11 protein-coding genes, 1 other RNA gene and 2 pseudogenes are annotated in these 14851 nt (G+C 37.1%); 12 read left to right on the top strand and 2 right to left on the bottom strand.

What is annotated here, in order from left to right; genetic code table 11:
- The first annotated feature begins 129 nt into the window (after positions 1–129).
- The 6 genes and pseudogenes from ACZ11_RS12800 to ACZ11_RS25255 all read left to right on the top strand — a co-directional run.
- On the top strand, positions 130–324 hold the full coding sequence (locus ACZ11_RS12800) for a hypothetical protein (RefSeq protein ID WP_049666603.1): 195 nt from the start codon (positions 130–132) through the stop codon (positions 322–324).
- 795 nt (positions 325–1119) lie between these two features.
- Complete coding sequence (locus ACZ11_RS12795) at positions 1120–1500, top strand: YppE family protein (RefSeq protein ID WP_049666601.1); 381 nt, start codon at positions 1120–1122, stop codon at positions 1498–1500.
- Positions 1475–3739 carry a DEAD/DEAH box helicase gene (locus tag ACZ11_RS12790; protein ID WP_049666600.1) on the top strand — a complete coding sequence of 755 codons (2265 nt, stop codon included), beginning with the start codon at positions 1475–1477 and terminating at the stop codon, positions 3737–3739. The genes ACZ11_RS12795 and ACZ11_RS12790 overlap by 26 nt, the downstream gene beginning before the upstream one ends.
- 176 nt (positions 3740–3915) lie before the next feature.
- Positions 3916–4248, top strand: a pseudogene (locus ACZ11_RS25260) (phage terminase large subunit); the annotation flags it as partial.
- 171 nt (positions 4249–4419) lie between these two features.
- Positions 4420–4827, top strand: coding sequence for a hypothetical protein (locus tag ACZ11_RS12785; protein WP_049666598.1), 408 nt, complete (start codon positions 4420–4422; stop codon positions 4825–4827).
- A 51-nt stretch (positions 4828–4878) separates the two neighbouring features.
- A pseudogene (locus tag ACZ11_RS25255) lies at positions 4879–5575 on the top strand (PBSX family phage terminase large subunit); the annotation flags it as partial.
- A 234-nt stretch (positions 5576–5809) separates the two neighbouring features.
- On the opposite strand, the gene ACZ11_RS12775 reads toward ACZ11_RS25255, so the two are convergent.
- Together ACZ11_RS12775 and ACZ11_RS12770 are read right to left on the bottom strand one after the other, a co-directional pair.
- On the bottom strand, positions 5810–6400 hold the full coding sequence (locus ACZ11_RS12775; protein ID WP_049666597.1) for a copper amine oxidase N-terminal domain-containing protein: 591 nt from the start codon (positions 6398–6400) through the stop codon (positions 5810–5812).
- 400 nt (positions 6401–6800) lie between these two features.
- Complete coding sequence (locus ACZ11_RS12770; RefSeq protein ID WP_049666594.1) at positions 6801–7139, bottom strand: hypothetical protein; 339 nt, start codon at positions 7137–7139, stop codon at positions 6801–6803.
- Positions 7140–7448: 309 nt separating this feature from the next.
- Here ACZ11_RS12770 and ACZ11_RS12765 point away from each other — a divergent pair, with 309 nt between their 5' ends.
- From ACZ11_RS12765 to ACZ11_RS12745, 6 genes are all read left to right on the top strand, one after another.
- Positions 7449–8705: a ribonuclease H-like domain-containing protein gene (locus ACZ11_RS12765; protein WP_049666593.1), complete on the top strand. Its 1257-nt coding sequence runs from the start codon at positions 7449–7451 to the stop codon at positions 8703–8705.
- A 118-nt stretch (positions 8706–8823) separates the two neighbouring features.
- Complete coding sequence (gene gpsB, locus ACZ11_RS12760; protein WP_049666591.1) at positions 8824–9117, top strand: cell division regulator GpsB; 294 nt, start codon at positions 8824–8826, stop codon at positions 9115–9117.
- 62 nt (positions 9118–9179) lie between these two features.
- An RNA gene (rnpB, locus tag ACZ11_RS25250) (RNase P RNA component class B) lies at positions 9180–9560 on the top strand.
- Positions 9561–9840: 280 nt separating this feature from the next.
- Positions 9841–11580: a putative bifunctional diguanylate cyclase/phosphodiesterase gene (locus ACZ11_RS12755; RefSeq protein WP_049666590.1), complete on the top strand. Its 1740-nt coding sequence runs from the start codon at positions 9841–9843 to the stop codon at positions 11578–11580.
- A gap of 3 nt (positions 11581–11583) precedes the next feature.
- Complete coding sequence (locus tag ACZ11_RS12750) at positions 11584–12720, top strand: THUMP domain-containing class I SAM-dependent RNA methyltransferase (RefSeq protein WP_049666588.1); 1137 nt, start codon at positions 11584–11586, stop codon at positions 12718–12720.
- Positions 12721–12805: 85 nt separating this feature from the next.
- A complete protein-coding gene (locus ACZ11_RS12745; RefSeq protein ID WP_049666586.1) occupies positions 12806–14713 on the top strand; it encodes an ATP-dependent DNA helicase in 1908 nt (635 codons plus the stop codon).
- Positions 14714–14851 lie beyond the last annotated feature (138 nt).

Below are 14851 nucleotides of genomic sequence, written 5' to 3'. Positions count from 1 at the left end.
AATAGACTAGTTCAATTAAAATTTATCGAAATACTTCTTCTTTCAGCTAACTTACGCTTATTTTGTCACGCATGAAGGTAATTTTATACATGCGGGGAATACATAAATTAAAGCAAAGGAGGCGTTATTTTGAACAAGTTAAAACAATTAGTTGCGCAGTTGGATCTGGTCAATCAATTACTGTTAACGAGAGTGTCTTTGGAAAACAATGCACAGAGTATGCAATTTTTTATGCAGCTCAAATCTGTTAGCCAGAAAGTAAGCTTAGCAGAAAAGAACTGGCAAGTAAAGAATGCTTGTTCGCCTATTAGTAGTGAAAAATGATAGACTTTGGTACACTTATCTCATATGCAATTTAAATAACTCAATATGAGCATTTTTCATACATTATTTGCCACGATGAATGATGTGCCTTGAAAAAGACACATCACCAAAAGCTAGGAATGTCATTCGTTTGAAAGTTATGCCATTTATATAAGCTGATTGGAGTGAAGACTTGGCAACTTCTTGGTCACAGTTGAGACACTAGAACGAGCCGGTAGTGGGACGAAGGCTAAAATCATCATGTCCTGTGATCATGCTTCCGTAAACGACGCCCTGCGTTGTTGCTACGTTTTTCGCACAGAAGACCCTTCTGGTGATGAAAGTTTTTATACATCATTAGGCGAAAATTACTCATATAATATAAATAATTTTGCAGACGAATATTTTAGGTAGGACAAATTTTAAAAAAGCAGGTTCGGAAAATCTACTTAAAATGATACTATGCATTTACGTAAATGTAGATGAATTTTCATTTTAAGGATGAATCCAACTTAATTACTATAAGACTTAAAGGCTCGCCACCAAAAGTGGAAAGACATTTGTTGAAACGTGTGTCATGTAATAGGTTGATGAAGTGAGGCTTAGTTATTCTTTAGGATCAGCGTCACAGATGAAATCTGGAGCGACCGGTAGCGGAACGAAGGCTAAAAGCATGGCGTTTGGTGATTACGCCCTCGGCCAAATATTGCCAAGAGCGGCTTATCGGATGCCCTCAGGAAAGTGCACAGTCGAACGGAATCAATCCCACGTTAGGTATGGTGACGGGCCTCCATTATGAGATGAGGTGCAAAATTTTTGTTAATACAGCAAACTTCTAAATTAATAGATGAATGTGAAAGATGTGTATCACGCTTCTGGCAAATGCGTGAGGAGAATCGTACTCCAGACTTTTTTGTTGAGGTTAAGCCACACGCTGATATTATTCACCAGCTGTTAAAGGAATGGCAGCAGGAGGCGAATAAGTGGATTCAAAAAAATCAGCCAAAATATATGCATACACAACAAATTGCTTCAGCGGTTGAATCGATGGAGCAATTTGTTGTGCAATCCTTCTATAAAGAAACGAGTAAAAAGCGTTTCTTAGATGCAACTCATTCAGCCTCGTATACGTTAAAAATTTTTGAACGGCTAGTGAAGGAGATAGAAACAGATGTTATCGAAAAAAAGGACCATTAGTGAACTGTTAAACGAGTGGAGATATGATGAGGAATTGAAGGAACGCATTTTACACTGGCAAACGCTTGAAGGGCGTGAAGCTAAATATGCACCTTTTCCAGAAAATTTACACCCTTCACTTGTTAAGGCTCTTCGAACAAGAGGGATGGAACAACTGTATACCCATCAACGTCAGGCGTTTGATCACGCGATGGATGGTGTATCCTTTACTGCAGTTACACCAACGGCGTCTGGAAAATCATATTGCTACCATTTACCGGTACTACAAAAAATATTAGAAGATAAAAATTCACGTGCGATTTATTTATTTCCAACGAAAGCATTAGCGCAGGATCAGAAAAATGATTTAAATGAATTAATCGAACAAAGCGGTGAGGAAATTTTAAGCTATACGTATGATGGGGATACTGCGCCTGGCATTCGCCAAAAGGTTCGTAAGGCAGGGCATATTGTGATGACAAATCCTGATATGCTGCATTCGGGGATTTTGCCACATCATACGAAATGGGTTTCCTTATTTGAAAATTTACAGTATATCGTCATTGATGAGTTGCATACATATAAAGGTGTGTTTGGCTCACATGTTGCGCATGTTATTCGAAGATTAAAGCGTATTTGTGAGTTTTATGGCAGTAAGCCGATTTTCATTTGTACATCAGCAACCATTAAAAACCCAAAAGAGTTAGCGGAAGCTTTAACGAATGAAAGCCATGCCTTAATCAGCGATTCCGGAGCGCCAGTTGGGAAAAAGACATTTCTTTTTTATAACCCACCTATCGTCCATAAAACATTTGGCGTGCGTCGAAGTGCTGTTTTAGAGGTGAGTGATCTCGCGAAAAGATTATATACAGCAGGTATTCAAACCATTATTTTTGCTAAAAGTCGTGTGCGAGTAGAAATGATTGTAACGTATTTAAAGGAACTCACACGCAATAAACTTTTAGATGAATCGGTAAGAGGTTATCGTGGTGGTTATTTACCCTCTGAGCGACGTGTTATTGAACGAGGACTTCGTGACGGTACTATCCAAACGGTAGTTAGTACAAATGCGCTGGAATTAGGCGTAGATATTGGCCAATTACAAGCATGTATCATGACAGGTTATCCAGGAAATATTGCTAGTGCTTGGCAGCAAGCAGGTCGTGCTGGCCGTCGTCAGGACGAGGCGCTAATTATTTATGTAGCGCAATCGGCTGCACTTGACCAGTATGTAGTGAACCATCCACTCTTTTTACTTGGCAGTGCCCCTGAGGAAGCGCGTATTTATCCTGAAAATATGCTGATTTTAATGGATCATTTGAAATGTGCAGCGTTTGAGCTACCGTTTTCCACACATGATACGTATGGTGAATATGAAATTCAGGAGTTACTGGAATATTTAGCGGAGGAAGGCGTTGTTTTTAAAACGAGTGAGAAGTGGCATTGGATGAGTGACCGTTTTCCGGCACATGATATTAGTCTTCGCTCTGCATCACAAGAAAATGTTGTGATAATTGATATAACTGTCCCTGCACAAACAAAGGTAATTGGTGAAATGGATCGTCATAGTGCGATGACATTGCTACATGAAGAGGCTATTTATTTGCATCAGGGCATTCAATTTCAAGTAGAAAAGCTTGATTGGGAAGAAAAGAAAGCGTTTGTACGGGAAGTAGATGTCGATTACTATACTGACGCTAATCTAGCTGTCGAGATGAAGGTGCTAGAAGAAGATAGGAGCCGAGATTATAAGGGTGGTATTATTGGCTTCGGTGATGTTGGCTTAGTCGCACAGGCGACGATATTTAAAAAAATACGCTTCGGAACACACGATAATATCGGTTCTGGCCCTATTCATTTACCACCAGATGAAATGCATACAAGCTCATCATGGTTATCATTCTCTGCACTAGAAAAATGGTCGGAGGCGGAGCTAACAGATGCCATGACAGGAGCTGCATATGCTATGAATGCTTTCATTCCGATATTCATTCAGTGTGACAGTAGCGATGTCGCAGTCGTCCCACAAGTTAAGGCAACTCATAATGAGCAGCCGACATTTTTTGTTTATGATAAGTACCCAGGGGGTATTGGATTAAGTGAAAAGGTGTATGATTTATGGGGAGATTTGTTGAATAAGACCTTGGAGCATGTAGCAGGCTGTGCTTGTGAATCAGGCTGTCCTTCATGTATAGGGGCGCAGGATAGTTTGCAAGAAGCAAAGAAAAAAGTAGTAGAGTTACTGCGAATTTTAAATTAGAGATAAAAGAGGGCATGAAAGTAAAAAGTCTAGTACTTTTCCTTCAAGCCCTCTTCTTTGATTGGTTTATAAATCATTTTACGGTAAAAACCTGTAAACTCTTCTAGTTGACACTTCGAATCGTTAGGGTGCTTTTTTATCGTCGAACGTAGATGTAAAACTCAACACCTTGTCGAGGGTATGGTTATTCGAAATCCTACCACATAGCATTGAAAATACTTTTAAAGTTGTTAGAAGAGAAACGTACAGCTCTAGTCGTTCGGAAGTTTACGACACGCATAGAGACAGTACGTTTTCTTTATTTACAAAATAATTGAGGATCTAGGGCTATCTGAAAAGGTAAAAACACGCTGATCGCCTATGTCAGTGAAGTTTCCGAATGGTTCAAAGATAATCTTCCGAGGGATGGACAAATCAGAAAAGCTAAAGTCCATCAACAACATTTTGCTGATTTGTATACGGACTTTAAAGAATTATTAGAACGTTTACGACACCCAACATTAAAGCTCTCATTTTCTGTATAAAAAAGAGCCAACTATTAGGTATGATAAAAGATGGATGCAACGTTTCTCAAAATTTCTCGTCTACAAAATGAGGTGATTTTGTGAAAAAAATGGATTGTTAGTTTGGCTATATTCATTGGACTAACTTTATTATTCTTCATTTGGGTGATACATAGTTTGCTTTTAGATGAATATGAAGCTCTTGAGAAGAGCTGGGGGATCGATTTACCCCGAGCTGCTGAAGTAAAAAGCTTACTTACGACAGAAAACAATGCTCGTGGTGATGGAGAGTGGTTCACAAAGTATAGTTATTCGAAACCGATTGATTTCACTGAAACTCCCTTTGTACAACTCACGACACAACAAGTAGCTGAAGCAAATAATAAAATAGAAAATTTTAAAATAAGAACTATCAAGTTTCGCCAAAATGAACAATCAGTTGTAGAGGTTTTTAAAACCCATGATATTCAAGCAGCAGAAGGAGATTATTATTTCTACAAAGCACGAGATCATGGTAACGATACGATAGTTTTATTATATAAAACAGCAGATAAAGAACTTTATAAATATGAATGGCATCAGTAAAAAAGATGCGATTAACGAGTGTTTTTTATAGTCGATAAGGAGTTGAGAGAGTTGACAACAGCAGTAGAAAGAGAAGTAAGCCCATATTTCGAAGATTTTCTTTTCGACTGGCGTTGTAAAGCTCAACTTCTTTGTCGGTGGATACGATTCTTCAAAATCCTATCATGAGGCATTAAAAATACTTTTAATATTACTTGAAGAAAAATGTACAGTTCTTGTGATTCGTGAAGTCTACGACACGCATAGAGACAGTACGTTTTCTTTGTTTACAAAATAATTGAGGATCTAGGGCTATCTGAAAAGGTAAAAACACGCTGATCGCCTATGTCAGTGAAGTTTCCGAATGGTTCAAAGATAATCTTCCGAGGGATGGACAAATCAGGGAAGTTTAAATCCATCAACAACATTTCTCTTATCTGGTTGGAGGAATGTAGTGAAATTAAGTATGCGAGCTTCAAATAGTTACTGGGACGGTTACTACATCCAATATTAAAGTTGTTTATAATCCTATCTATCAACCCATTTCAAAAGGGAAATGGGTATACAAGCATCCTTCAAGAATGAGATGGAAGAATACTTTGTCTTGAATGATGTGGAACTTTACAAGCAGCGAACGATTATTGTGAATGACACGTATTACCCTCACTCAACTGCTGATGATACTTTGTTTTTACAGGCGAGATATATCGAACTACTTGATGAGAAGGCTTTATACGCCCCTGACTTACACAGCATCATGCAATTGGGTTCAAGACAGTTTGCAGGAAGGGAAGAAGAGGGTAATAGAACTTCTTAGGATATTAAATCAAAATAATCCTAAAGCCCTTTTCATCTATTAGTTTATAGATTATCTTACAGTTACGAGATTGGAAGGTTGCTTTAACGCATCTATTGAAGACGCTTATATGAAAGGTTTATAGAAAAATCAGATGACAAAAGCAGCACCCCCAAAAATGATGCTGCTCCATGCAATTTATACTAATTACTTTGTTGTAATAAATACAGCGTCATCAAAAGTAATATTTGCACCTAGTGCTTCGCTTACAAAACGTAAAGGCACCATAGTTGTACCCTTATAAATTTCAGCTGCATGATTTAATTTAATTGTAGTTGTAACGCCATTTGAATTAACGTAAGCGTTTTTATTTCCAACGCCAATGACAATTTTTTTACTATCTTTGTATGCAGTCACTTTTTTTGTTGCATTGTCATAAGTAACAGTTGCACCAAGTGATACAAAAATAGCTTTCATAGGAACTAAAGTTGTTCCTTTTTTAATATAAGCACTTGGGTTGTAATATTGCTTAACATTATTGATATATACATCTACAGTTGTAAGTACTGGCTCTGGTGTACTTTGAGTTGTTGGTGTTTTTTGATTTACATTGGTAGAAGGTACTACCTCGTTGCCTTTATTATGATAATGATAACCTGAGCAAAGACCTTTTGCTTTAGACTTTGCAGAACAGTTATGACCACCATTACTATCAAGACGACCTGGGTGTGCATCAGCCGTTAAGGATGTCGCCATAAACAAAGACAACATTGTAATAAATAAAACTAATTTCTTCATGAATATCCTCCTATTAATAAAATATGGAATTATTATACTACTAAATGGATTATATCCACAAAGTTTTATTGCAAATAATAGTTTTGATGTGGAATGGATCTTAAAAAAGTCAAAAATAACGAGTCTTGAATTATTACTCGGAATGATAGATTTTAGTTAGTCGGTAGAATATTTTTGGAGAACATTATTTTTAAACTTCTTAGCCTCGGATGATTTTTTTCTCCATTATCTAAAGGGCTAAGTTAAATTTACATAAATTATTATTAATTAATGCGTACTGTTCCATTGAGTTTTGTTTTAAAAACAAGATGAAAGAACTTTTTTCCTTGAGCACCTCATAATGATTAGTGACTAACTTTCTCTTCCCTATACTTTGCTCTACAATTCCGATGGGTTCAATTTATACTGATAGTATTATTTTGAAGTTGTTAGGTGCTTTATCAACTTTATCAACTTTATCAACTTGGACTTCTGTTAAAGTATAGTAGTCTTGAATCGTACCGTCATCAAAGAATGTTACCTGATGTTCACGGTCCATAAACTTTTTAGATGGAGATGCGATAATAATGAGATCTGCTGCAGCATCCAGTTCCTCAGGAGTTTCAAATGTAATTTCATTTGCGTCTACATGAACCTCTGGAATCGGATTATTAATATTCATTATTAAAAACAATGATAAAAAGATTATGAGTGCAACAACTGTTAGTGTGATAACACGTTTCAAAGAAGTGTTCAGCATACTAAACCCTACTTAATTTCCGCATTTTGTAATTAATTATCTTTAATTATATGACTTTGGATTGATGCTTTGAATACCTTGATTAAGCACAAATCCGATTCTGGACCTACAATTTCGCTAAAGCATAATTGAATTTACCCACGGAAAGCTGCTCTGAAACGAAAGTAAAGTGACAAGAACACTTGACTAGCCTTACTACTTTTACCTTCTCTTTGTGCAGAAGTTAAAAGATGCGTTATGATTATAGTAAGTGCAGAAAAGAGAACTACAAGTTTTAGCAATTTTAAATGCAGAAAATGAGTGAAGTGAATGTCTTACGAAAATAAAATTTTACAAATGAAAAAAATGCTCGGGAAAAAAACGACAGTAACAATAAAAAAAGAGGATAAACTTGCTTATCAAAAACCTGTTGCTCCAAGCTATACTGAGCAGTGGGAAAGGGCGGGCCTGACAGTTGTAGAAAATGATTTCGGTATTGTTTTTAAACGACAGGTGCGTTATCCGTTTAGTTTTCAGCATGGTCATTATAAGTTGCAGTCTTTTTTTGATGCATTAGTAAAATGGCAAGAGGCAAAGTTCGAGCATCCATATGCGTTAGAAATGGATGAAAGGGTATTATTTTTTGATACAGAGACTACCGGTTTAAAGGGTGTAGGCACACAAATTTTTCTACTAGGCTTTTTAGAGGTATCAGAAGAAGATGAAAGCTTTATTTTAACTCAATATATTTTAGCGGATCCTGCTCATGAGGCGGCGTTACTTTTTGAATCAAAGCTTTGGCAAAAAACAGCAACGGTTATTACCTACAATGGAAAAAGCTTTGATTGGCCGCAGCTTGAAACACGTTGGACACTCCATCAAAAAGAATTACCTAAACTGCGTACACAACGGCAAATCGATTTGTTGCATAGTTCAAAGCGTTTATGGAAAAATGATATGGAACGAATGAAATTAAAAGCTGTGGAAGAAGAGAAGCTTGGCTTTTCCCGCATTGGAGATATACCTGGATATCTTGCACCTATCATTTATTTAGATGCAATCAAAAGTGGTGTTCCAGATGCACTTATGAAAGTCCTTCTTCATAATGAATGGGATTTACTTTCACTGATTACGCTTTATGTTCACTCTACAAATTTGCTATTTGAAGAGACAAGCGAAGAATCGGCAAAAACGTTTACGAATATTGGGAAATGGTATGCTGATTTAAAAGAGAGTTCACAGAGCGTAAAGGTTTTGGAAAAGGTAACGACCCAATTTGATGCACTTGAAGCAGGGAATGCACAATATTATTTAGCAATCCAGCATAAAAGAAATAAAAAGTTTAGTGAAGCAATCGATGCATTTGTGGCTGCTCTCCATTTCGTTGATCAACGAAAAAAGTTGCATGTATTAGAACAGCTCGCCATGATATATGAGCATCAAATGAAAGATTATGACCAGGCCCTTTTTTATACGCGAGAGGGCATAAAATTAATTGATAATAATGAGCAATGGAGAGTAGAACAAAAACAGAAATGGGAAATTTCTTGGGAAAAAAGGTTACTTAGATTAGGAAATAAGAAATAATTTCCCGGGTAAGCGCAAGAAACGACAAGTTTAGCCTTACATTTGATGTGTTCGGACGATATAATGTGATGAAGTGTGCTATAATGAAACGTATGTAGTGTGAGGAAGGGCGATGTGAATGGATATTAAATTAACGTCAAAAAAGATCCTTGAAAAGGAATTTAAGAAAAATTTTAAAGGCTACAATGTTGAAGAAGTCGATTCATTTCTTGATGAAATAATACAAGACTATGAAACGTTTGAAAAAGTGGTGGCCCAACTTCGTGACGAAAATAAACAATTAAAAGAAGAAATTGATAATACGCCTAAGAGACAACCAGTCGCATCGGCAACTGGTACGACAAACTTTGATATTTTAAAACGTCTTTCGAATTTAGAGAAACACGTATTTGGTAGTAAGTTGTTCGAATAATTTTTTGTCAAATATATATTGTATTTATCATAAAACTCTAGTATAATCTTTTTATCATCATGAAATTCTGGTAATCGCTGCGGCGCTAGACGTCGTAGAGGAAAGTCCATGCTCGCACGGTTCTGAGATGACCGTAGTGTTCGTGCTTACTGAAAAAATAAGGTAAGGCAGCTGTAAAGGCTGACGGCGGAAGGAAAACCTAAGTCTTATTGATATGGTTGAAACTTCCTGAAAGTGCCACAGTGACGTAGCTTGTTTGGAAACATGCAAGGTGGAACGAGGTAAACCCCACGAGTGAGAAACCCAAATTATGGTAGGGGCACTCTCTAGAAGGAATTGAACGGATAGAGGGACAGAGTTCGCTCTGTAGATAGATGATTACTACCCGGCCGTACGAGGCGATAGCTGTTTGAGTACTCGGGAACAAAACATGGCTTATGGAATTTTTTGATGCTTATTATGAAATGACAAGCGCTCTCCAAATTGGTGGAGAGCTTTTCTTTTGAATACAGTAAGAAAAAGTTACTTGTTAATCATGTCTAGGCATGCGCGATATACGTTTGAGAATAAGGCTGTACGCTGTTGGTCATGCCTCTGTCGCTAAAAACATCTAATAAACTATTATCGCAACGATGTACATATTGTCTACATACGAGTAGACTGGCGCAAAAGCGCTTTTCTTAATAATGAGGGTAGTAAAGAGAGATAGGATGGAGCGGAAACATGAACGGAGTGAACGATAGTCTGGAGAAGCTAAATTCGATTTCCAAATATCCTACTGCCTTACTGACAAAGATCTTCGAAAATGTATCTGAGGGCATCATGATTACGGATAAATATAAAAGAATAGAATTGGTCAATCCTGCATTTGAATTTGTAACTGGCTATAAACGTAATGAAGTGATCGGAAAAACGCCAGCCGTTCTACAGTCAGGTGTTCATGAATTGCAATTTTATTTAGATATGTGGCAAAAGATACGACAAGAAGGCAATTGGCAGGGGGAAATATGGAATCGCCGTAAAACCGGAGACGTATATCCAGAATGGTTAACAATTGTTGGTGTAGCCAACGATGAGGGAGAAATTACAAATTACTGTGGTATTTTCTCAGATTTGTCTGAAAGAAAAATAGTAGAAAATGAACTAGAAAAGCGTCTATTAACAGACTCATTAACGGAAGTTTCAAATCGATTTGCATATATTGAAAGAATGGATAATCTATTAGAATCAACTTCTACTATTTCTCATTCAGTACAGCATGCAGTTTATTTTTTAGATTTAGATCGCTTTAAGCAAATTAATGATACGCTAGGTCATGCAGTAGGAGATACCATTCTAGTAGAAGTGGCAAAGCGCTTAAAAACGTTATTAAAAAATAAAGATATCATTGCTAGATATGGCGGTGATGAGTTTATCATTACGTTAACGAACGTGAAGAATGCCAAAGAAGCCGCAAATTTTGCTGAACAAATTATTGGGATTATAGAACAGCCATTGGATATTAATGGTCAAGATATTTTTATTTCTACGAGTATTGGTATCAGTATGTATCCAATAGATGGTGAAGCAACTGAGCAATTGATTCATTGCGCTGACAAGGCAATGACTTATTCCAAAAAGAATGGTCTTAACGACTATGCGTTTTATTTTGATGAATTGAAGACTGACTCTCAGCGTGTTTTATTATTAGATTCAGAACTACGAAGAGCCATCGAAAATCGGGAATTTGAGTTACATTTCCAACCTAAAATATCTATGGAAAATGAAGAGATTCAAGGATTAGAGGCACTTGTTCGTTGGAATAGTGAAAGATTAGGAGTTGTTTCTCCAGCAGAATTTATTCCATATGCTGAGGAAACAGGATTAATCATTCCTTTAAGCGAAGTGATTATAGAAAAAGCTTGTGAGGCAGTTATAGAGATGCGTCAATGTGGCTACAAAACTTCGGTTGCTATCAATATTTCAAGCATTCACTTTAAGCAACAAAGCTTTTTAGACTCTGTTCAAGCGATATTAGAGCGTTATAACATGCCTGCTAACAATTTTGAAATCGAAGTTACAGAACGTACTGTGATGAACAGTGCAAATGAAACGGTTAGCAAGCTTGTACGACTGAAGAAAATGGGCTTTAAAATTTCTATAGACGATTTTGGGACAGGCTATTCGTCTCTAAGTTATTTAGTTCGCTTCCCCCTTGATTATTTAAAAATCGACCGAAGCTTTATTCAGCATATTGGCTCACTCGATGAAAAACAGGCAGTAGTGGATGCGATTATTCAAATGTCGCATCGCCTAAAAATGAAAGTTGTTGCTGAAGGTGTAGAACAAGCACAACAAGTGGATATACTACGTAAAATGAACTGTGATATAATTCAAGGTTATTATTACAGCAAACCGTTGCCACTTCACGAACTTATTGAGTTTATGGAGTATTGGGAAATTGAACATCGAGGAAGGAATTAGTGTATGGCAAACTATAAATTAGTAGCAACTTCTGCAATGGGATTAGAGTCCATTGTGGCACAAGAGGTACAGGCATTAGGCTATGAAACAACAGTCGATAACGGCAAAGTATATTTTGAAGGTGACGAAACGGCAATTGCACGAACAAACTTATGGCTACGTGTAGCAGACCGAGTAAAAATTGTTGTAGGACAGTTCCCTGCAAAATCTTTTGAACAGTTGTTTGAAAGTGTAAAAGCTCTACCTTGGGAAAAATATTTACCAGTTGATGCAGCTTTCCCGGTATCTGGGAAATCCGTTAAATCTAAGTTATTTAGTGTGCCAGATTGTCAGGCAATTACTAAAAAAGCAATTGTAGAGCGTATGAAACAGCATTATAAGCGCTTAGGATTTTTAGATGAATCCGGTGCAACCTATAAAATTGAAGTTTCAATTTTAAAAGATGTGGCTACACTTACTATTGATACTTCGGGTGCGGGTTTGCATAAGCGTGGTTATCGTCAAGTGCAAGGTGAAGCACCATTAAAAGAAACATTAGCTGCGGCACTCGTACAAATTTCGAAGTGGAATCCGAATCGACCGTTCGTGGATCCATTTTGCGGTTCTGGTACAATTGCATTAGAAGCAGCAATGTTTGGACAAAATATTGCACCAGGCTATAATCGTGAATTTATTTCAGAGGATTGGCCATGGATGAAGGCAAAAATTTGGGATGCAGCTCGAGATGAAGCGGATAGCTTAGCGAACTATGATCAACCATTAGAAATTATCGGGTCTGATATAGATCATCGCATGGTGAGTATTGCACAAGAAAATGCACTAGAAGCGGGCTTTGGTGATATGATAACGTTCAAGCAAATGCAAGCACGTGATTTTACAACACTGCTAACAGATGGTGTAATGATTGGAAATCCACCATACGGAGAGCGTATTGGTGATATTGAAGTCGTAGAGCAGGTAATTCGTGATTTAGGAAAGGTCATGAAAAACTATCCGACTTGGTCTGTGTACATGCTTTCTTCAATGAAAAACTTTGAGGAATTGTATGGTCGCCAAACTACGAAAAAACGTAAATTATTTAATGGCTTTATTGAAACGAATTATTACCAGTTCTGGGGACAAAAGTCTAAAAGAGATTAACAAATGATAACGGAAGATAAGATTTTTTCTTATCTTCCGTTTCGTCGCGTATAATAGGACCAGATAGTTAGAGGGGGAACGTCAATTGCGTAAATCTTTACCATTTGTATTAACGAAGGACCGCTCATTTTTTGAGTCATTAGGTGACTGGATGGGGGACGTCCTTTACGATGAATTACCAGAAAAAGGCTTTGAATGCCGTGATGAACAAATTTTTATGGCCTATCAAATTGAGCAGGCTCTAAAAGAGAAAAACGTGCTGTTTGCAGAGGCAGGTGTAGGGACTGGGAAAACAATTGCCTATTTACTACCAGCTGTATCGTATGCTCGTTATACTGGAAAACCTGCCCTGATCGCTTGTGCTGATGAAACCTTAATCGATCAGCTTGTTAAAGAGGGCGGCGATATTTATAAGCTACAGAAAACGTTAGGTCTTGAAATTGATGTTCGCTTAGCAAAGTCACGAGACCAATATTTATGCTTAAAGCGTTTTGAGGAAGCAGAAAAAGTGGTATCCGACGAATGGATCGATGATATTGCATTTTCTATACCCGATGGAGTATATGCACAAGGCTCGATGATTGCTATACAACCTTATGGTGATCGTAGCGATTATCCGACTGTCAGCGATGAAGATTGGCAAAAAGTAAACTACAACTCGATTATGCAGTGTTCAGTATGTGATCAGCGAAATCGATGTGGTCAAACATTACATCGTGCACATTATCGTAAATCGGCGGATCTCATTATTTGTTCACAAGATTTTTTAATGGAGCATTTAGCAACAAAGGAATCTCGCGAACGTGAAGGGCAATTAGCTTTATTGCCTGAAGTGTCAATGATGGTGCTAGATGAAGGCCATTTATTAGAATATGCCGCACAAAAAGCAATGACATATAAAGTACAGGCGACAACAATTGTTACATTGTTAGAGCGTTTAATGGTAGATGGTGTGCGAGAACGTACATTATATGCGATGGAAAAATTACAAGATGACCATGAGTTATTTTTTGACCAGCTACGAGATGATCTAGTAGCTTCAGAAGAAGAGCGTAAACGTATTAATAAATCACCAAATCTGTTGAAATACGGTAAACAACTTATTGCTGATGTTGAAACATTACTCGAGGAATTTGTCTTTGAATCTGAAATGTATATGATTCCAGAGTATGAATTAAATATGGCAGAGGAGTATTTAGAACAATACGAGGCTTCATTACGTATTTTCATAGCGCAGGGTGATGCAGTCGATTGGTTAGAGGAAACTGATGGAGAGGAAACGCTCGTAATTATGCCGCGTCTCATCACAGAAGTTTTAGCAGAAAAATTATTCTCTAAAAAGCTTCCGATAATATTTTCTTCAGCAACTTTATCAGTCAACAAAGATTTTTCCTATATTGCTTATAGCTTAGGAATTCGTGATTATCAATCGTTTTCTGTTCCATCTCCATTCGATTATGAAGAAGTTATGCAAATTTATTTACATGAGCTATCTCAAAAGGAGAAAACGGCGCGTGTTCAACAGCTATTACGTGACGGTGAAAAAACATTAATTTTATTTAAATCAAAACAAGCAATGTTAGATTTCAAAGCGGAGTTACCTCTTATGGAACGGATGTATGTAGCGTTTGAGGGGGACCGTGAACTATCTGGAATTGTTCGTGATTTCCAAGAAGGCACACTCAAAACATTATGCTCCTATCATTTATGGGAAGGTCTAGATTTGCCGGAGGAGGCATTAACACGAGTTATTATTTATGATTTACCGTTCCCTCCACATGATCCATTATTTGATGCGAAACGTACATTTGCAGAAAATCCATATGAAGAAGTGGAATTACCGTTTATGCAACTTCGTTTACAGCAAGGGATGGGACGTTTGATTCGTACTTCAAATGACCATGGAGATATTCATATTTTGTTGAATGAAGACGAAGCAAAGAAGCGTGAAACATTTGAAAATATATTAGCGGTTACACCGGAAATAAAGTAGAAAAAAGCGAGTTTGCATCTGTTGCAAACTCGTTTTTTTATATATTAAAATAACATTTTTGTTGTGAAATAATAATGATTTTGAAAAAAGTGTTGAATATTTCTCTTTTAAGCTATATAGTTCTTTGTAATGCAACGA

This window comes from Lysinibacillus xylanilyticus (genome assembly GCF_001183605.1).
Lineage (GTDB): Bacteria > Bacillota > Bacilli > Bacillales_A > Planococcaceae > Lysinibacillus > Lysinibacillus xylanilyticus.
Note: the sequence above shows the minus strand (reverse complement) of the source record. Positions and strands in the feature narration are given on the sequence as shown.